Source organism: Nocardioides sp. Soil_C_8, assembly GCF_057656315.1.
Map to the genome: position 1 here is coordinate 271,277 of NZ_JBDGKQ010000002.1, position 18,238 is coordinate 289,514.

At 71.8% G+C, this 18,238-nt stretch carries 18 protein-coding genes; all 18 read right to left on the reverse strand.

Annotation, left to right across the window (positions count from 1 at the left end; translation table 11 throughout):
• Position 1: 1 nt before the first annotated feature.
• The 18 genes from AC3A3L_RS11165 to treZ all read right to left on the reverse strand — a co-directional run bounded on the left by AC3A3L_RS11165 (position 2) and on the right by treZ (position 18,238).
• Positions 2-919, reverse strand: coding sequence for an ROK family protein (locus tag AC3A3L_RS11165; RefSeq protein ID WP_487640096.1), 918 nt, complete (start codon positions 917-919; stop codon positions 2-4).
• A complete protein-coding gene (locus AC3A3L_RS11170) occupies positions 916-2,349 on the reverse strand; it encodes a glycoside hydrolase family 3 N-terminal domain-containing protein (RefSeq protein WP_487640097.1) in 1,434 nt (477 codons plus the stop codon). The genes AC3A3L_RS11165 and AC3A3L_RS11170 overlap by 4 nt, the downstream gene beginning before the upstream one ends.
• Positions 2,346-3,185, reverse strand: coding sequence for a carbohydrate ABC transporter permease (locus tag AC3A3L_RS11175; protein WP_487640098.1), 840 nt, complete (start codon positions 3,183-3,185; stop codon positions 2,346-2,348). Before AC3A3L_RS11175 ends, AC3A3L_RS11170 begins: the two co-directional genes overlap by 4 nt.
• On the reverse strand, positions 3,182-4,144 hold the full coding sequence (locus AC3A3L_RS11180) for a carbohydrate ABC transporter permease (protein WP_487640099.1): 963 nt from the start codon (positions 4,142-4,144) through the stop codon (positions 3,182-3,184). The genes AC3A3L_RS11175 and AC3A3L_RS11180 overlap by 4 nt, the downstream gene beginning before the upstream one ends.
• A 92-nt stretch (positions 4,145-4,236) precedes the next feature.
• Positions 4,237-5,529, reverse strand: coding sequence for an extracellular solute-binding protein (locus AC3A3L_RS11185; RefSeq protein ID WP_487640100.1), 1,293 nt, complete (start codon positions 5,527-5,529; stop codon positions 4,237-4,239).
• Positions 5,530-5,579: 50 nt separating this feature from the next.
• Positions 5,580-6,713: an ROK family transcriptional regulator gene (locus tag AC3A3L_RS11190; protein WP_487640101.1), complete on the reverse strand. Its 1,134-nt coding sequence runs from the start codon at positions 6,711-6,713 to the stop codon at positions 5,580-5,582.
• Positions 6,714-6,939: 226 nt separating this feature from the next.
• Entirely contained in the window at positions 6,940-7,815 is an 876-nt protein-coding gene (locus tag AC3A3L_RS11195; RefSeq protein WP_487640102.1) for an amidohydrolase family protein, read from the reverse strand.
• A gap of 7 nt (positions 7,816-7,822) precedes the next feature.
• Positions 7,823-8,302: an SsrA-binding protein SmpB gene (gene smpB / locus AC3A3L_RS11200; RefSeq protein WP_487640103.1), complete on the reverse strand. Its 480-nt coding sequence runs from the start codon at positions 8,300-8,302 to the stop codon at positions 7,823-7,825.
• A gap of 60 nt (positions 8,303-8,362) precedes the next feature.
• Entirely contained in the window at positions 8,363-9,568 is a 1,206-nt protein-coding gene (locus AC3A3L_RS11205) for a peptidoglycan DD-metalloendopeptidase family protein (protein WP_487640104.1), read from the reverse strand.
• 144 nt (positions 9,569-9,712) lie between these two features.
• Positions 9,713-10,621: a permease-like cell division protein FtsX gene (gene ftsX / locus AC3A3L_RS11210; RefSeq protein ID WP_487640105.1), complete on the reverse strand. Its 909-nt coding sequence runs from the start codon at positions 10,619-10,621 to the stop codon at positions 9,713-9,715.
• Positions 10,622-10,664: 43 nt separating this feature from the next.
• Positions 10,665-11,354, reverse strand: a complete 690-nt coding sequence (ftsE, locus tag AC3A3L_RS11215) for a cell division ATP-binding protein FtsE (protein WP_268112177.1) — start codon at positions 11,352-11,354, stop codon at positions 10,665-10,667.
• Between the two features lie 48 nt (positions 11,355-11,402).
• Positions 11,403-12,449 (reverse strand): WD40 repeat domain-containing protein, encoded by a 1,047-nt coding sequence (locus AC3A3L_RS11220; protein WP_487640106.1) that lies wholly within the window; start codon positions 12,447-12,449, stop codon positions 11,403-11,405.
• On the reverse strand, positions 12,442-12,969 hold the full coding sequence (locus AC3A3L_RS11225) for a DUF4919 domain-containing protein (protein ID WP_487640107.1): 528 nt from the start codon (positions 12,967-12,969) through the stop codon (positions 12,442-12,444). The genes AC3A3L_RS11220 and AC3A3L_RS11225 overlap by 8 nt, the downstream gene beginning before the upstream one ends.
• Positions 12,966-14,015, reverse strand: a complete 1,050-nt coding sequence (locus AC3A3L_RS11230; protein WP_487640108.1) for a hypothetical protein — start codon at positions 14,013-14,015, stop codon at positions 12,966-12,968. Before AC3A3L_RS11230 ends, AC3A3L_RS11225 begins: the two co-directional genes overlap by 4 nt.
• Positions 14,015-14,317 (reverse strand): hypothetical protein, encoded by a 303-nt coding sequence (locus AC3A3L_RS11235; RefSeq protein ID WP_487640109.1) that lies wholly within the window; start codon positions 14,315-14,317, stop codon positions 14,015-14,017. Before AC3A3L_RS11235 ends, AC3A3L_RS11230 begins: the two co-directional genes overlap by 1 nt.
• Positions 14,318-14,383: 66 nt before the next feature.
• On the reverse strand, positions 14,384-15,499 hold the full coding sequence (gene prfB, locus AC3A3L_RS11240) for a peptide chain release factor 2 (RefSeq protein ID WP_487640110.1): 1,116 nt from the start codon (positions 15,497-15,499) through the stop codon (positions 14,384-14,386).
• A 123-nt stretch (positions 15,500-15,622) separates the two neighbouring features.
• On the reverse strand, positions 15,623-16,405 hold the full coding sequence (locus AC3A3L_RS11245) for a hypothetical protein (protein ID WP_487640111.1): 783 nt from the start codon (positions 16,403-16,405) through the stop codon (positions 15,623-15,625).
• A 60-nt stretch (positions 16,406-16,465) separates the two neighbouring features.
• On the reverse strand, positions 16,466-18,238 hold the full coding sequence (gene treZ / locus AC3A3L_RS11250) for a malto-oligosyltrehalose trehalohydrolase (RefSeq protein ID WP_487640112.1): 1,773 nt from the start codon (positions 18,236-18,238) through the stop codon (positions 16,466-16,468).

Below are 18,238 nucleotides of genomic sequence, written 5' to 3' on the forward strand. Positions count from 1 at the left end.
CCTATCGAGTGGCCACCAACGCGGCGCCGACAGCGGCGACCGGGTAGTGGAGCGGCACCATGCTGAGCCGGTCCGCGAGCCCGAGCGAGGCGAGGAAGGGCGACCCCTCGCCCAGCGCCCGCAGCTGCCGGACGACCTGCTCGCGCAGCGGCTCGCCGACCTCGGCCACACCACCCCCGAGGACGATGCGCGCGGGGTCGATCGTGAGGCCCAGGGCACGGACCGCGCTGGCCACGCCCCAGCAGAAGCGGTCGCGCACGGCGACGGCCGCGGGGTCACCCGAGGCGGCCGCCGCGAAGAGCGCCGCCGCGGGAGGCCCGTCGGGGGTCGGCCAGGCGCGTGCGAGGGCGCGGCCCGAGGCGATGGTCTCGAGGCACCCCACCTGGCCGCACCCGCACGCCTCGCCGGCGGGGTCGACCGGCAGGTGGCCGATCTCGCCGGCTGCCCCGTGCTCACCGCGGCGCAGCCGGCCGTCGACGACGAGGCCCGCGGCCAGTCCGGTGCCGACGCTGAGGTAGACCACGTCGTCGGCCTCGACCAGCGCACAGGCCGCGAGCGCGGCGGCGTTGACGTCGTTCTCGACGACCACCGGCACACCGAGGCGCGCGGTGAGGAGGTCGCGCAGCGGCAGGTCGTCGCCGTTCACCCCGAGGTTGACCGCGTGCCGCAACATCCCGCGCTCGCTGTCGACGAGCCCCGGCACGCCGACGCCGACGCGACACTCCAGGCTCCCGCCGCTCGCACGGGCGAGCGCCTCGAACACGCGCTCGGCGGTCGCGACGACCCCGTCGGCTCCGGGTCGGGTGGACTCCCTGACCTGGGCGAGGATCGCGCCGCCCTCGCCGAGCACGACGCCGTGCGTCTTGGTGCCGCCGATGTCCAGGCCGACGCCTCGCGCGCCCGCTGGTGCGGTCCTCACCCCGCCCACCCGGCCCCTCGCAGCAGCTCGGCCACCGCGGCGACGCCCGGGCCGGACGAGCCTCGCGTGCTGATGGTCGTGAGGCCGACGTCGCTGGTCGACGGCCATCCCCACTCGACGACGACGGCCGGTCGCCCGGTCGCCGCGACCGCGCGCAGGAAGGCCAGCACCTCGGGCCGCCGCCCGGCGTCGCGCACCTGCACGACGAGGGGTACGCCGTCAGGGACCACGTCGGGCAACCGGTCCGCCAGCGACCCCGGGTCGAGGCGGTGCTCCGGCGGGAGGCCCCACACCACGTCGCCGACCGCGATGTTGGCGACGGTCTCGACGCTGACGACGGCGGCACCGGTGAGGTCGGGAAGGTCGCCGTCGACCCGCGTCGCGGAAGCGGCTGCGCCGGCCTGGCGGACGGCGTCGGGGGCCTCCGGCACTGTCTCGGTCGCCGGCACGTCCAGCGCGGCGACGCGACGGGCGGCGTCCGCGAGCCGGTCCTGGGTGAGGCGCCCGTCGGAGACGGCGGCCACGAGGGCGTCGCGGACCTCCAGCACCAGGGGCGCCGGCTTGTCGGGCCCGAGGCAGAGCAGGTCGCACCCGGCGGCGAGGGCCTGCACGGCCGCCTCGGGGATCCCCCGGGCCGCAGACGCCCCGGCCATGTCGAGCGCATCGCTGACGACCACGCCGTCGAAGCCGAGCACCTCGCGCAGCATGCCGAGCACGAGCGGGCTCAGGGTCGCCGGTCGGTCGGGATCGATCGCCGGCACCACGATGTGCGAGGTCATCACCGCGGCGGCGCCGGCCTCGACGGCGGCGTCGAAGGGCACGAGCTCGCGGGTGGCGAGGGTGTCCGGGTCGACGTCGATGCGCGGCAGGTCGAGGTGGCTGTCGGTGGCGGTGTCGCCGTGGCCGGGGAAGTGCTTCGCGCACGCCGCGACACCGGTCGACTGGAGCCCGCGGGTCCACGCCGCCACGTGCGCGGCGACCTGCTCCGGGTCCACCCCGAAGCTGCGGGTGCCGATGACGGGGTTGTCCGGGTCGCTGTTGACGTCGGCGTCCGGGGCGAGGTCGAGGGTGATGCCCACCGCGGCGAGCTCGTGGCCCACCCAGCGACCGACGGCCTCGGTGAGCCCGAGGTCGGCGGCGCCACCGAGGGCCGCAGCACCGAGCACCGGGCTCGGCTCGCGGGTGTGCAACCGACTGACGTCGCCGCCCTCCTCGTCCACAGCGACCACCGCACGGGGGTTGGCGGCGCGGATCTCCGCGCTGAGCGCGGCGAGCGCGTCGGGTCCGTCGGCGGTGTTGCTGCCGAAGTAGCAGATCCCGCCGAGGCCGTCCTCCAGCAGCGCGCGGTAGTCGTCAGGGAGCGTCGTACCCGTGAAGCCGGGCAGCAGGACGCGGAGGGCGAGCGTGCGCACGTCGTCGTCGATCCTCATCCCTTCACGGCACCTGATGTGAGTCCGCTGACCATCCGGCCCTGCACGACGAGGAAGAAGATGATGACGGGGATCGCGATGAGGGTGGAGCCGGCCATGATCCCGCCCCAGTCGGCGCCCCGGTTGACGTCGGTGAAGGTCGACAGCCACAGGGGCAGCGTGCGCTGGTCCTCACGCGTCATCACCACGAGCGCGAGGGTGAACTCGTTCCACGCCTGGATGAAGCCGAAGACGCCGGTCGCGACCAGGCCGGGGGCCAGCAGCGGGAGCGTCACGCGGAAGAAGGCCTGCACGCGCGAGCACCCGTCCATCATCGCGGCCTCCTCCAGCTCGTAGGGCACCCCTGCGACGAAGCCGCGCAGGGTCCAGATCGTGAAGGGCAGCACGCCGGCGACGTAGACCAGCGTGAGCCCGGCGACGGTGTTGAGCAGGTCCATCGCCTCGAGCATCTTGTACTGGCTGATGAACAGGCCCTCCACCGGGATCATCTGGATCACCAGCAGGGTGATGATGAAGGACAGCCGACCGCGGAACCGGAACCGGCTCACGGCCACCGCCGCGACGAACGCGAAGAGCAGTGCGACGACGATCGTCAGGCCGGTGACCATGAGGCTCACCTGGAGGGCGTCGAGGAACTGGTCGGTGCGGAAGACCGTGCGGTAGTTGTCGAGGTCCCCGCCGAAGGGCACCCAGGTCGGGGTCGGGCTGCGGATCTCGTTGCGGGCGAGGAACGAGCTGTTGACCATCCAGTAGACCGGGAAGGCGGCGACGAGGAACGCGAGCACGCCGACCGTGTTGGCGGTGACGCGCAGCGCGGGTCGGGTCGTCCGGCTCATGTCGTCTCACCCTCCTGGCGGAGCATCGCGCGGACGTAGGGCGCCGTCAGCACGACGGTGAGGGCGAGCATGAAGATCGCCACCGCCGCCGACATGCCGAACTCGCCGCCCCCGATGCCGAGCCGGTAGATGTAGGTGCCGAGCAGGTTGGTGTCGCGGGCGCTGCCGCCGGCCTCCTGGAGGATGTAGATCTGCGTGAAGACGCGCAGGTCCCAGATGATCTGCAGCAGCCCGACGACGAGCAGCACCGGGCGGATGGTGGGCAGCACGACGTGGCGGAAGCGCGAGACCGCACCGGCTCCGTCGATCTCGGCCGCCTCGACGAGCTCCTCGGGCAGCTGCGTCAGCGCGGCGTACACCGTGAACGCGACGAAAGGCACGCTCATCCACACGACGATCACGGTCGCGACGAAGAAGAACGACAGCGGGCGCAACAGCCAGCCGTGGCCCTCGAAGTCGAGGCCGAGACCGGTGAGGACGTAGTTGACGACGCCGTACTGGGTGTCGAAGAGCCACTGCCACACCGTGAGCGACGCGACCACCGGCATCGCCCACGCGAGCAGCAGCCCGGTCTGGACGAGGAGTCGTACGCCGCGCGACATGTGCCTCATCAGCAGCGCGAGGCCCACCCCGATCGTCATCGTGAGCGCTGCGTTGACGAGGCAGAACGCGATGGAGCGGAGGGTGACCACCCACAGGTAGCCGTCGGCGACGAGACGGCGGTAGTTCTCGGCTCCCACCCACTCCGGCGGCTGGCCGAACTGCTGGGCGAGGCCGAAGTCCTGGAGGGACAGCGCCACCTGGCGCACGAGCGGGTAGCCCAGCGCCACCGCCAGCGCCACCAGCGCGGGGAGCAGGAGGGCGTACGGCAGCGGGGCGGCGCGGCGGCGACGGGGTGGCGTTCCGGGCGCGGTCGCGCGGGAGGTGTCACGGGTCGTGTCGCTGAGCGTGCTGCTCATCGGTCCTCCTCTCCTGTGCCGGTGTGATTGTCGCGCGGGCGCGCCCCGGCGGGGGCAGCGGCTCGCGCCGCCCCCACCGGGTCGTCGAGGGGTCAGCCGTTGAGCTGGCTGTTCATCTGCTCGTCGGTCTTCGCGGCGAGCTCCTCCACGTCACCGCCCTGGGCGATGGCGCTGAAGAGGTCCTCCAGGGCCCGCGAGCCCTCGACCGTCGCCCAGCCCGGGGCGGCCGGGGTGAGCTTGGCGTTGGACGCGGCGGCCACGGTGGCCTGGGCGTACTCGTCGTCGCCGAGCAGGGACGCGAGGGAGGTGCGTGCCGGCGTGAGGCCGGCCTCGGCCATCAGCGTCTGGTAGTCGTCGCTGAGCATGAGCTCGACCGCCTTCTGGGCGAGCTCCTGGTTGGCCGACTTGGCAGCGATCGCGATGTCGGACCCGCCGAGCAGCACGGGCGCGGGGTCACCGTCCGGGCCGGGCAGCGCGAAGACGCCGACCTGCTTGGCGTGGCCGTCCGGGCACCCGGTCTCGGGGTCCTCGAGGAGCCCCTTCACCCACCCGGGCGTCGACATCATGCCGACCTCACCCGCGCAGAACGGGGTCCACGGGTCGGCCTCATTGCCGTCCTTCGGCGCTCCGGACGCATCGGTGAAGAGCTGCTGGGCCATCTCCAGGCCCGCCACGGACTCGGGCGAGGACAGTGACCCGGTCCACTCGCCGCCGTCCTCGACGGCGAGGTCGCCGCCGGCGGACCAGATGAAGGCCGCGCCGTTGCGCCAGTCCTGGCCGGGGAACCAGAAGCCCGAGAAGTTTGCCGGCTTGGGGTTGTCCTTCTTCAGGGTGGCGGCCGCCTCGACGAACTCGTCGAGCGTCGTGGGCACCTCGAGGCCGGACTTCTCGAAGAGGTCCTTGCGGTAGAAGATGTACTTCGAGCCGGCGTAGTACGGAACGGCGTACGTCTCGCCGTCGACGGTCGCGCCCTCGACGAAGCCGGGCAGCAGGTCGTCGCCGCCGAGGGCGTCGAGCTGGTCGGTGAGCGGCGAGAAGGCACCGGCCGAGGTGAACGTCGGCGCCTGGGTGTTGCCGATCTCCACCACGTCGGGAGTCTCGGACTCGCTGGAGAGCGAGGTGGTGAGCTTCTCGACGAGGCCGTCCCACTCCTGCTGCTCGATGGTGAGCGTGGATCCCGGGTTGTCCTCCTCGAAGGTCTTCTTCAGCCAGTCGCGGGCCTCCTGCGGGGTGTCCGTGCCGTTGAGCCAGACGCGGATCTCGGCCGACTCGGCGCCGCCGTCGTCGTTGGTGGACGAGCCGTCGTCATCGCTGCCGCACGCGGCGAGCGTCGTCAGCGCGAGTGCGGCGACCGCCACCCCGGTCAATGACTTCTTGATGCGCACCACAGTGTTCCTTCCATCGATCTTCCAGTGGGATGTGAAGCGAGAGGCGCTCACGAGACGCCCAGCTCTCCGGCGAGCACGAGCACGGCCGCTCCCACGACCACGACGTCCTCACCGAGCTTCGAGGTGCGGACGGCCAGCCCTGTCGAGCTGATCGGCATGGTCCGCTTGCGGATGGTCCGGTCCGCCGCGTCGAGCAGCGGTCCGTCGAGCAGCTCCGCGGGGCCGCTCAGCACGATCTCGTGGAGGTTGAGCGCGGCGACGACCGGCGCCAGCACCTCGCCCAGCCGGGTCCCGACCTCGGCGAGCACGGCCGGGCCGTCCACGCCGGGCTCGCCGATGCGTCGCCGCAGCCGGGGTGCCGCGAGCAGGGTCTCCAGACAGCCGGTGCGTGAGCAGGCGCACCGCTCGCCGTCGGGATCGACGACGACGTGGCCGATCTCGCCCGCGGCTCCGAGGTGGCCGTGGAGCAGCGACCCACCGAGGACGAGGCCGGCACCGACACCGGTGCCGACCCGCAGAATCATCAGCCCGCCGTCGCCGGACTCGCCGAAGGTGTGCTCGCCGAGGACAGCGGTGTTGGCGTCGTTGGCGACGAACACCGGCACGTCGAGCGTCTCGGCCAGCCGGGCGGAGAGCGGGGTGTCGGTCCAGGCGAGGTTCGGCGCGTCGACCACCGTCCCGGCCGCGTCGACGACGCCGGGGCTGCCGACGCCCACGCCCAGGACGGGGCGGTCCGTCATCGTCATCAGGTGCGAGGCGAGGGCCAGGACGAGCTCGACTGCCTGCTCCCCCTCCGCTCCGTCGACGTGCACCTCGTGCCGGGCCTGGACGGTGCCGGCGAGGTTGACGACCGCGCCCGACATGCGGTCGGTCTCGGAGAGGTCGAGGCCGATGATGTGGTGCGAGTCGGGGGCGAGACCGACCAGCGTGGGCGGCTTGCCGACCCGGCTCTCGGCGGGGGCCCCGAGCTCGGTGACGTACCCGTCGGCAAGCATTTCCCCCACCAGGTCGGACACCGTGACCCGCGTCAGGCCGCTCGAGCGCGCCAGGTCGGCGCGGCTCGCCGGGCCCTCCCGGAAGAGCTGCTGGAGCAGCAGCGAGCGGTGGTGGCGGCGGGCGTCCTCCTGGAGCAGCTTGCCCCGGGGGCGGAGCGGGCGGCCGACCGGTGTGTGCGGTGTCACATTAGTTAGTTCAGCGCACTTACATATCCCACGTCAAGAGGGTGAGGAGACGCTTCTGCGACTGGTCCAGTCCAGGAGCGGTGGCCCAGCCACATTCCGACGGCCACGGATGTGGGTGGCACACCGCTCTTGGCGGGTCGACGTACGACACGCGCCTGGGCGGTGGCCCAGCCACATTCCGACCGCCAGAAATGTGGCTGGCGCACCGCTCGGGCGGCGCGAGGGCTCAGCCGAGGAGGGCGGCGGTGTTGTCCCAGCACACGGCGCGCAGCCAGTCCTCCCCCAGTCCCAGCGCGGCGAGCGCCTCGAGCTGGACGACGTAGGGGTAGGGGATGTTCGGGAAGTCGCTGCCGAGGTGGACCTTCCCGGCCCAGCCGAGGTCGCGCAACCGGGGCAGCAGGTCGGGCGGGTACGCACCGCCCATCTCCTCGAAGAACGGGGTGAACGCCATCGTCGTGTCGAGCGCGACCCGGTCGTACGTCTCGGCCAGCGCCAGGAACTCGGCGTACTCGGGAGCGCCGGCGTGCGCGATGACGAGCCGCAGCCGCGGGTGGCGCGCCAGCAGCTCGGCCACCGGTGCGGGACCGGTGTGCTCGGTCGGCACGGGCCCGCTGCCGGCGTGCAGCACGACCGGTGTCCCGGCGTCGGCGACGATGCCCCAGGCCTCGTCGAGCAGCGGGTCGGTGACGTGGAACGCCCCCACCTGCACGTGCACCTTCCAGACCTCGACCGGCTGGGACGAGGCAGCCGTGCGGGAGGCGACGTACGCCGTCACGCCGGGCTCGGGGAAGAAGGTGCCGCACACCGCGGCCTCGGGCACCCGCGCCGCGAACCCGGCGGCCCAGTCGTTGAGGAACTCGGCCATGCCGGGCTTGTGCGCGTAGGGCAGCGCGGTGAAGCGGCGTACGCCGTAGGAGCGCAGCACGTCGACGAGCGCGTCGTCCTCGTCGCGGTAGTGCAGCGGCCACGGCCGGCCGATGAGCGGACCCGCCGCGTCGAACTGCGCCCGGACCTTGGCCATCACCCGCGGCGGCAGGAAGTGGGTGTGCAGGTCGATCAGCCCGGGCAGGCCGAGCGCCTGCGCGAAGGCGACGGGGGTCAAGCCCGCCTCAGTCCCGGTGGCCCTTGAGGCGACGCTGGACCGCCTCGACCTTCTCGCGGTTGGCCTGCCGCTCGGCGAGGGTGTGCCGCTTGTCGTAGGCCTTCTTGCCCTTGGCGAGGGCGATCTCGACCTTGGCGCGGCCGTCCTTGAAGTAGAGCGCGAGCGGCACGATCGTGTAGCCCTTGTCGGTGATCTTGCGCTCGATCTTGTCGATCTCGGACCGGTTGAGCAGCAGCTTGCGCCGGCGTCGGGCGGAGTGGTTGGTCCAGGTGCCCTGGCTGTATTCCGGGATGTGCACGCCGAGCAGCCACGCCTCGCCGTTGTCGATCTCCGCGAAGCCGTCGACGAGCGACGCGCGCCCCTGGCGCAGCGACTTCACCTCGGTCCCCATCAGGACGAGCCCGGCCTCCCAGGTGTCCTCGATGTGGTAGTCGTGGCGCGCCTTCTTGTTCTGCGCGACCATCTTCTGGCCCTGCTCCTTCGCCATGGGTCCATTCTCCCAGAGCGTGTCCAGCCGGTTGTCCGGCGTGGTGGTCGAAGCCGGTACTCAGAGCCAGTTCATCGGGTCCACGGCCACGCCGTTGGCCATCACGGTGAAGTGCAGGTGGCAGCCGGTCGACCAGCCAGTGCTGCCCTCGAAGCCGATGACCTGGCCCTCCTGGACCGTGTCGCCGACACCGACGTTGTAGCCGCTGGCGTGGTTGTAGATCGTGGCGACGCCCCTGCCGCCGAGGACACCGTGGTCGATCACCAGCCGGTTGCCGTAGACGCCGCTGAAGTACGACGACACGACCTTCCCGGGTGCGGCGGCGCGCAGCGGGGTGCCGCAGCCACCACCGAAGTCGATGCCGTCGTGCAGACCCCAGTAGTGGTAGATCGGGTGGGTCCGGTAGCCGAACGGCGAGGTGACGTAGCCGTCGACGGGGTACGCCAGCAGCCCGGGGCTCGGCGTCGAGGCCTGCGACCTCGCCTGGGCGCGCTGACGGCGCAGCGCGGCGAGCGCGCGCTTGCGCAGCATCTCCTCGATCTTCTTCTGCTCGTTCTCCAGCTTGCGCAGCTTGGCGAGGTCCTTGGCGCGTGCCGCGCTGGCACCCGCGCGGGCGTCGCGGCGCTCGATCACGAGCGAGACGACGGAGTCCTTGGCGGCCTGCTCCTCGGCCTCCAGGCCCTGCATCAGCTCGAGGTGCTCGGCGGCGGCCTCACGCTTGACGGCGACGGCGTCGCGGGCGTCGGCGACCTGGTCCTCCCGCACCTGGAGCAGCACCTCGGCGGCCTTGAGCTCGTCGTACTCGCGCGCCTCCTGGCCGATCACGACGTCGCGGACACCGTCGCGGCGGGTGAGCTCCTCGGTGGAGTCGGCGTCGAGGAGGGACGAGAAGGCCAGCAGCTCGGGGTCGCCCTCGGCGTACATGTCGGTGACCGTGCGGGCGACCTTCTCGCGCTGGGCGTCACGGTCGACCTGCCCCTGGGCGAGGGCCGCCTCGGCGGCGGCGAGCTCGGCCTCGGCGGCCGCCAGCTCGGCCTGCATCTGCTCGTCGCGCTCTGTCGCGACCTCCACCTTGCCGCGCGCCGTGGCGAGCCGGGTCTTGGCGACGGCGAGCTGCTGCTGGGCGGCGTCGAGGCGGGCTGCGGCCTTGCGCAGCTGCGCGCTGGACTCGTCGAGGTCCTGGTGCGCGCCCTTGAGCTCGCGCTCGACCTTGTTCTTCTTGTCCTTGAGGTCGTCGGCGTGAGCAGCGGAGACACCCAGCGCCATGACCGCAACGAGAGCTGCGGCCACAGGGCGATGAGCGGCACGGGGGAAGGTACGCACCGGGGAAGCCTTTGCGTCGGGGAAGCGGGGAAGGGTGTCCTCCCGACGCGGGGCCGGGCGGGACGCCTAGACGCTAACCTCCGACGATCAGACTTTGAGGTATTTCCGCGTCAACACGAGTGTCGGGAGCAACGTCAGCAGCGGACCGAGGATCGCGATGGCTCCTGCGGCCAGCCAGAACTCGTCCCAGCCGATCCACGGCACGAACCTCAGGTTCTGCTGGAGGTCCCCGATCGCGAACTCCATGAAGGCCGCCAGCGCCCCGATGGCGAGGGCGACACTGATCAGCGCGGTCACCAGCGCCTCGAGGAGGAACGGCAGCGCGATGTAGAGCGTGGAGGCGCCCACCAGCCGCATGATCCCGATCTCCTTGCGCCGCGCGAAGGCGGCGAGGCGGATCGTGTTGGCCACGAGCAGCAGGGCGGCCAGTACCAGCAGGGCGGCCGTGCCGAGGGCGTACGTCCGCATCTTGGTGATGGTCGTGAGGATCGGTCCGACCTGCTCGCGCAGGTCCCGCACCCGGGAGACGCCGTCGAGGCCCTGCACCGCGCTGGTGATGCCCTCGTACTGCTCCGGGTCCTCGAGCGTGATCCAGATCGTCTGCGGCATGTCCTCGGCAGTAAGTGCTGGGTTGTCGCCGGAGAACAGCTCCTCGCCGTAGAGCTCCTTCGCCTTCTCCAGGGCCACCTCGCCGGACTCGAACCGGTAGCTCGCGACCTCCGGGTTGTCCTCGACGACGGCCTCGATCTCCGCCTTCTGCGCGTCGGTGACCGGGTTGGGGCAGACCGGGTTGGAGTCGTTGAGCCGGCACAGGTAGACCGTGATCTGGAGCTGGTTGCCGAAGTGCTCGGCCGCCCGCGTCGCCTGCTGCTGGAAGAGCAGGCCGATGCCCACGAGCGTCAGCGAGACGACCAGGGTGAGGATCACCGCGAGGTGCATCGTCAGGTTGCGTCGCAGGCCCTGGCCGAGCTCGGAGTAGACGTAGCGCAGCTGCATGGAGTGGGGGTCTCGATTCGTTCGGGAAGGCGGATCGGGTCAGTCAGTTCTGGTGGCCGTAGACGCCCTGCGCCTGGTCGCGCACGACGTGGCCGTTGTCGAGCTCGATCACGCGCTTGCGCATCTGGTCGACGATGCCGGCGTCGTGGGTGGCCATCACGACCGTGGTGCCGGTGCGGTTGATCCGGTCGAGGAGCTTCATGATCCCGACCGACGTCGTGGGGTCGAGGTTTCCGGTGGGCTCGTCGGCGATGAGGATCATCGGCCGGTTGACGAACGCGCGCGCCACGGCGACACGCTGCTGCTCGCCGCCGGAGAGCTCGTCGGGCATCCGGTCGCCCTTGCCGCTCAGGCCCACCAGCTCGAGCGTCTCCGGGACGACGTCCTTGATCTCCTTGCGGGACTTGCCGATCACCTGGAGCGCGAACGCGACGTTCTCGGTCACGGTCTTGTTGGGCAGCAGGCGGAAGTCCTGGAAGACGGTGCCGATGTCGCGGCGCAGCCGCGGCACCTTCCAGCCGGCCAGTCGGTTGATCTCCTTGCCGGCGACGTAGACGCGGCCGGTGGTCGGGCGGTACTCGCGGAGCACCAGGCGCAGGAAGGTCGACTTGCCCGAGCCCGAGGAGCCCACCAGGAAGACGAACTCCCCCTTCTCGACGTCGACGGACACGTTGTCGAGCGCGGGGTGGGGGTGGCCGGGATAGGTCTTGGTGACCTTCTCGAAGCGAATCACGGCGTCGAGGCTACGTGAGGGGTGGACGCGATCGGCGAATCCGGGCGGCTACCGGCCCTCGGGCACCTCGAAGTCCGTCGCAGACTGCTCGCCGGTGGCGGCGTCCCACGCCAGCACGCCGTCGTCGGCGGACACCGAGTAGAGGACCGAGCCGTCCGGTGACCAGGCGACCGCACCGGGGGCGTCGGTGTGCCCCTCGAGCTGCTCCGCGCGACGGCCGCCGCGGGTCGGGTCCCAGAGCGTGACGGACGTCTCGTCCAGCGACGTGAGCGCGACCGTCTCCCCGTCGGGGGCGTACGCCGCCTCGTGGAGGCGGGTGCCGCGCAGCTCCGCCGCCAGGCCCCAGCCGTCGGCGTCCCACACCGAGGGCTGGCCGTCGGCGCCCGGGCCGAGGAGCCACGCGCCGTCGGCGCTCCAGGCAACGGTGCCGCCCTGCCCTGACGGCAGCTGCTGCGACTCCCCCGAGACCAGGTCGTGCACCTCGACGGGACCGTTGCCCGCGGTGGCGATCCGGTTGCCCTCGGGCGAGACCGCGATGCGGTGCACCTCGCCGGCGGTGTCGAACGACGCCTCCTCGGTGCCGTCGACCGACCAGACCACGAGCCGCCCGGACCCGTCGTCGCCGGTGCCGGCCGCCGCGACCCGCCCGCCGTCGGGGCTGTAGGCCACGGCCGTGACGGGCGAGCCGTCGGCCACGTCGTCGGCGGCGAGCCCGGTGAGGTCGGTGACCGCCTCCCCCGAGTCGAGGTCCTCCAGCACCACGGTCCCGTCGTCGACGGTCGCCACGGTCGACCAGTCGGGGGCGACCGCGACCGAGCCGCGGTCGGGCAGGAGCTCGAGCGTGCCGTCGGCGGCGTCCCAGCGGCAGATGCCGTTCCAGCAGTCGGCCAGCACCTCGTCGCCGTCGGGGCTGATGGAGAGGTCGTCGGTGGCGACACGCTCGTAGGCCACGCCCTCCCCCGTGCCGCCCGTGGCTCCAGGCTCGGGGGCGGCACCCGTCCCGGTGGTCGGCTCGTCCGTCCCGTCGTCGGAGCACCCGGCGACCGCGAGGACGAGCAGCGTCGCTGCCGCAGCGACGACGCGCCGGTCAGGCACGGACCGCGGCCCCGGGGACCCGGGTGACGTCGAAGTGGAGCGTGCGGCCGTCCTGGCACTCGATGCGGTCGATCCGGCGCGGCCCGTCGGCGACCAGGCCCTGCCGGACCGGTCGCGTGCCGAGGCTGTCCACGACGTCGTACTCGTCGCTGATGCGCAGCACGGACCACGGGCGGTCGGCGCTGCCGTCGCCTGTGGCGAGGATGCCGTCGAGGGCAGCGCGCGCCAGCCGGGCGTGCCGGGCGGCAGCGTCCGCGCGGCCGGTGCGCTTCAGCGCAGTGGCGAGCATCGCGTGGGCGGCCGGGCTGAGCAGCGAACCGGGCATGCTCGCCTCGAGGGCCGCCACCGCGTCGGCGTGGCGCCCCTCGCGCAGCAGGGCGTCAGCCTGCTCGCGCACCCGCAGCTCCGGGTCGAATCCGGGCGCGGCGCGGACGGCGTCGCGCAGGGGCTCGAGCGTCTCGGCACCCGGGTCGGCGAGGTGTGCGTCGACCAGGTCGGCGTAGGTCGTCGTGGGTGTCATCGCTGTCCCTCCTCGAGGAGCCGCTCGAGCTCTTCCTCGGTCATGTCCTCGAGCTCCTCCTTGCCGATCCGACGCGCGTCGACCTCGACCGGTTGCTCGAAGTACTCCTCGTAGGTGTCGCCGTTGGAGGTCGACTTGTAGTCGTCGAAGTTCTCGTCCCACTCCTCCGCCTGCTCCTCGGTGATCCCGTCCTCCTCGTGCATGTCGAACGGGTCGTCCTGCCACGGCCAGTGCCAGGCGTCCTGGTCGTCGATGGCCTCGAACTGGCGGGCGTGCCGCATCTCGTGGGCCACGGTGTTGAGGATGAACGGGTCGTCGAGGATGCCCTCGTTGAGGGCGATCTCCGACCCTCCGCCGCGGGCCTCGCCCCAGGGGCCCCACGTCTCGGGCTCCCAGGTGATGGTGGGCGTCGGGATGCCGGCCTCGGCCGCCTGCTCCTCGATCATCTCCTCGACGACCGCGCGTCGCTCGTCGTCGGTCATCGTGGCCCACTGCTCCGCGACCTCGGGGTCGGCGACCCCGTAGTCGTCGACGAACGGCACGTGCCCCGGGGGTACGCCACCGGCGATGGTCGCGTCGGCGGCGGCCGCCCGGCCGAGGATCGTCGACACGTCGTCGGCCAGGGCCTGCGCGGTCTGCTGGCGGGTGCGGGACCACTCGTCGGCCTCGTAGCGGTTCGGGAAGGTCGGCGGGTCGCTGACGTCGCTGACGGTGCCCTCGGCGCTGATGGTGAACTCCTTGGCGCGGGCCTCGCCCTCGACCTCGGTCACCAGCCGCTCGACCTCGGCGACGATCGTCTCCGCGTCGTACAGGGCCCGCTGCATCCGGCGCTTGCCGTCGATGTGGCGGTCGAGCTGCTTGACCAGGAGGGTGCGGCGCGCGACGGCGAACGTCACGGCCACCCCGGTCCAGGACTCGGGCACGCCCTGCGTCTCGAGCTCGTCGCGTGCCCCCTCGAGCGCGTCGAGGTCCTTCTTGAGGCTGTCGCCGGCCGTGCCGAGCGGCCCGGACTGCCAGCGCTTCGCATCGCCGTAGGTGACCGACATCAGCCACCGCCCAGCAGGCCGCCGAAGAACCCGCCCGTGGTCTGGTCGACCGCGCGGTAGTCCTCCCCCGCCGCAGCCAGGTCGGCACCGAAGTCCTCGGTGGCCGTCACCCAGGCGGCGATCTCGTCGTCCCAGCTCGTGCCGAGCTCCCGCAGGTGGTCGACCGAGGAGGCGCCCGGCAGTCCGCCGCCGGCCCAGGTCAACGCGTCCGCGGACCCGTGTCCCTTGGCGTCGGCCGCGGCGGTCTGCGCGGCGTTGGCCGCGTCCTGCATCGCGGCGAAGTCGACCTGCAGCTGCGACATGTGTCCCCCCGGTGGTCAGCGTGCGAGTGAGGCACGTCTACCCGCGGGAGGAGGCTGCGAAACGCCTCAGGCGTCGACCTTCTCCGCTCCCCTGCGCCAGCGGATGCCGGCCTCCATGAAGTCGTCGAGGTCGCCGTCGAAGACCGCGCTCGGGTTGCCGGACTCGTGGCCGGTCCGCAGGTCCTTGACGATCTGGTAGGGGTTGAGGACGTAGTTGCGCATCTGGTCGCCCCAGCTGGCGGCGACGTCGCCCTTGAGGTCCTTCTTGAGGGCTGCTTCCTCTTCCTTCTTCTTCGCCAGCAGCTTGGCCTTGAGCACGACCATCGCCGACGCCTTGTTCTGCAGCTGCGACTTCTCGTTCTGGCAGGACACGACGATGCCGGTCGGGATGTGCGTGAGCCGGACGGCGGAGTCGGTGGTGTTGACCGACTGGCCGCCCGGACCGCCCGAGCGGAAGACGTCGGTGCGGATGTCGTTCTCGTCGACCTCGATCTCGTCGGTCTGCTCGAGGACGGGCACCACCTCGACGGCGGCGAAGGAGGTCTGGCGGCGACCCTGGTTGTCGAACGGGCTGATCCGCACGAGTCGGTGGGTGCCGGCCTCGACCGACAGGGTGCCGTAGGCGTAGGGGGCGTGGATGGCGAACTCGGCGGACTTGATGCCCGCCTCCTCGGCGTAGGACACGTCGTAGACCTCGACGCCGTACTTGTGCTGCTCGGCCCAGCGCGTGTACATCCGCATCAGCATCTCGGCGAAGTCGGCGGCGTCCACGCCACCGGCGCCCGAGCGGATCGTCACGATCGCCTCGCGCTCGTCGTACTCCCCCGACAGCAGGGTGCGGATCTCGAGCGACTCGACGGCCTTCTTGATGCGGCCGAGCTCGGCCTCGGAGTCGGCGAGCGTGTCGGCGTCGCCCTCCTCCTGCGCCATCTCGACCATCAGGGCGAGGTCCTCGATGCGGGTCTCGAGGCTCGTGTAGCGGTCGAGCTCGCCCTGCAGCGCGGACAGGCGGCCGGTGATGCGGGTGGCGCTCTCGACGTCGTCCCAGAGGTCGGGGGCAGCCACCTGCTCGCCCAGGTCGGCGATCTCACCGCGCATCTTGTCGAGGTCGAGGACCTGACCGATGGTCTTCATGGTCGCCTGGAGCTGCTTGATCTCTACGTCGAAGTCGATGCCTGCCACAAGGAGCAACAGTACGGCGCACGCGGGAAGGGTGTCGAAAGCAGCGGTCCGGACGAACGGCAGCGGCGGGCACTCCCGGGCCTGTGAATCCGGTCGTGCCCGCCGCTGCGGATCGGGTGCGCGTCAGCGCGTGCAGAGCACCTCGGGCGTCGCGACGGCGGCGATCGCGGCCGGCGTGGCGGAGGTGTTCAGGTCGATCTTGAGGCGGAAGACGTCGGAGACGTCGAGGACCTCGTCGGCGACGACGGTGCCGACGGACAGCGAGTGCGTGGCGAGCGCGGAACCGTCCGCCGTGACCGACACGGCGCCGCTGGAGCCGCTGGCCGAGCTGTCGGTGAGGGCGTACGTCGCGCGCAGGTCGGTGCACTTGCGACCGAGGGTGTACTCCACCGACGACGGCGTGCCGGAGGTCGTGGTCGCCAGGCTCTGGCCGAAGTACTCGGCGCCGATGAGGACGCCCGTGGGCTCGACGTTCACGCGGGGGCCGCTGAGCCGGTAGACCAGCTTCTCCCACTTGTAGACCTCGACGGCCAGGGCCTTGCTGTAGCCCTTCTTGATGCCCTTCGAGGCGGGCTTGAGGACGCGGTACTCGCGCGGGCCCTGGGTGGAGGGCTTGTCCTTGAGGACGTAGGTGCCGTTCTTCTTGATCTTGGCGTTGCCCGTGGACTTCCAGGACTTCTTGTTGCCGACGCGCTGCTGCAGGACGACCTTCTCGCCGGCGGCCTTGGGCGTGACACGGCCCTTGACCTTGACGGTGTCCTCCTTGGCGACGGCGACCTCGATGTTGGCCTTGGCGGTGACCTTGTAGGCCGTGGCCTTCGCGGGAGCTGCCTGCGTCGGCGTGGTGAGCGCCAGCGAGCCGGCGGCGAGGGCCACGGTGGCGGCCAGTGCGGTCAAGCGGTTCATGGTTCGTTCCCCGTCGTGTGGGCCCGGAAGCGGGCCGTTCACCGAGGGAGACGCCGCGGGTCAGGGAAAAGTTGTGACCGGTCCGAGAAGTGCTCCGGAGTGCGCCGGCACCGACAGCACCCCGTCGCGCACGACGACCCCGGCCGGGGTCTCGAAGAGCACCTCGCGCTCCCCCACGTCGGTCGTCGCGTCCTCCTCGCCGGCGTTGACGACCACCAGCAGGTCGCCGCGCCGCATGGTGAACAGGCGCCCCTCCACGGTGCAGGAGACCGAGCCGAAGGCGGGGTCGGTCAGCTGCGGCAGCTCGCGGCGCAGCCGGCCGAGGCGCCGGTAGCAGTCGAGCACCACCGCGTGCCGGCCGCGGGACCGCTCGGCCCAGTCGAGCTTCGAGCGGCGGAAGGTCTCGGGGTCCTGGGGGTCGAGGACCTCGTCGGGGTCCCAGCCCATCTTCTCGAACTCCGCGATCCGGCCCTCGGCGGTGGCCGTCCCGAGCTCGGGCTCGGGGTGGGAGGTGAAGAAGGCGAACGGCGTCGACGCCGCCCACTCCTCCCCCATGAACAGCATCGGGGTGAACGGCCCGGCGAGCGTCAGCAGCGCGGCGCACGCGAGCTGGTCGTCGTCGAGGTGCTCGGCGAGGCGGTCGCCGCGGGCGCGGTTGCCGACCTGGTCGTGGTTCTGGTTGGCGACCACGAGCCGCCAGGTGGGCATGTGCTCGGTGTCGACGGGCGAGCCGTGGTCGCGCTCGCGGAACGACGAGAACGTGCCGTCGTGGAAGAACCCCTTCTCGCACACCTTGGCCAGCGCCTCGAGCGGCTCGAAGTCGGCGTAGTAGCCGGTGGTCTCGCCGCTCAGCGCCACGTGGACGGCGTGGTGGAAGTCGTCGCTCCACTGCGCGTCGAGGCCGTGGCCGCCGGCCTCGCGCGGGCGGACGAGGAGGGTGTCGTTCAGGTCGGACTCGGCGATGAGGGTGAGCGGGCGACGCAGGTGCGCGGACAGCGCGGCCGTCTCGATCGCCATCTCCTCGAGGAGGTGGACCGGCGAGGTGTCCTGCAGTGCGTGCACGGCGTCGAGCCGCAGCGCGTCGACGTGGAAGTCCTCGAACCACATCCGGACGTTGTCGAGGATGTAGCGACGCACCTCCGCCGACCCCTCGCCGTCGAGGTTGACCAGGTCGCCCCAGGTGTTGCGGCCGGTCTTGAGGTAGGGGCCGAACAGCGGGAGGTAGTTGCCCGAGGGGCCGAGGTGGTTGTGGACGACGTCCTGCACGACGCCGAGGCCGGCCGCGTGGCAGGCGTCGACGAAGCGGCGGTAGGCGTCCGGGCCGCCGTACTGCTCGTGCACGGCGAACCAGCCGACGCCGTCGTAGCCCCAGTTGTGGGTGCCGTTGAAGGCGTTGACGGGCATCACCTCGACGAGGTCGACGCCGAGGTCGACGAGGTGGTCGAGCCGCTGGATCGCGGAGTCGAGCGTGCCTCCGGGCGTGAACGTGCCGACGTGGAGCTCGTAGATGACCGAGCCCGGCAGCTGGCGCCCGGTCCAGGCCTGGTCCTGCCACTCGTACGCCGTCCGGTCCCGCCGCGACAGCTCGTGCACGCCGCCGGGCTGGCGGCGCGAGCGCGGGTCGGGGCGCGAGTCGGGGTCGTCGTCGAGGAGGTAGCCGTAGTCGACGTAGGCGTGGTCGACGGCACCGGGGAGCGGCTCGGCGGGGGTCCACCAGCCGTCGTCGCCGCGCTGCATCTCCAGCACCGAGCCGCCAGCGTTGTCGCCGCAGAGCAGCCGGACGCGCTGTGGGCGCGGCGCCCAGACGTCGAAGGGGCCTCGCTCGTGGGCCAT

What these genes read in the sequence shown, in the direction of transcription:
- AC3A3L_RS11170 (WP_487640097.1), bottom strand. Translation starts at nt 2,349, where the DNA reads ATGAGGATCGACGACGACGTGCGCACGCTCGCCCTCCGCGTCCTGCTG.
- AC3A3L_RS11175 (WP_487640098.1), bottom strand. Translation starts at nt 3,185, where the DNA reads ATGAGCCGGACGACCCGACCCGCGCTGCGCGTCACCGCCAACACGGTC.
- AC3A3L_RS11180 (WP_487640099.1), bottom strand. Translation starts at nt 4,144, where the DNA reads ATGAGCAGCACGCTCAGCGACACGACCCGTGACACCTCCCGCGCGACC.
- smpB (WP_487640103.1), bottom strand. Translation starts at nt 8,302, where the DNA reads ATGGCGAAGGAGCAGGGCCAGAAGATGGTCGCGCAGAACAAGAAGGCG.
- AC3A3L_RS11205 (WP_487640104.1), bottom strand. Translation starts at nt 9,568, where the DNA reads ATGGCGCTGGGTGTCTCCGCTGCTCACGCCGACGACCTCAAGGACAAG.
- ftsX (WP_487640105.1), bottom strand. Translation starts at nt 10,621, where the DNA reads ATGCAGCTGCGCTACGTCTACTCCGAGCTCGGCCAGGGCCTGCGACGC.
- AC3A3L_RS11225 (WP_487640107.1), bottom strand. Translation starts at nt 12,969, where the DNA reads ATGACACCCACGACGACCTACGCCGACCTGGTCGACGCACACCTCGCC.
- AC3A3L_RS11230 (WP_487640108.1), bottom strand. Translation starts at nt 14,015, where the DNA reads ATGTCGGTCACCTACGGCGATGCGAAGCGCTGGCAGTCCGGGCCGCTC.
- AC3A3L_RS11235 (WP_487640109.1), bottom strand. Translation starts at nt 14,317, where the DNA reads ATGTCGCAGCTGCAGGTCGACTTCGCCGCGATGCAGGACGCGGCCAAC.
- AC3A3L_RS11245 (WP_487640111.1), bottom strand. Translation starts at nt 16,405, where the DNA reads ATGAACCGCTTGACCGCACTGGCCGCCACCGTGGCCCTCGCCGCCGGC.
- treZ (WP_487640112.1), bottom strand. Translation starts at nt 18,238, where the DNA reads ATGGCCCACGAGCGAGGCCCCTTCGACGTCTGGGCGCCGCGCCCACAG.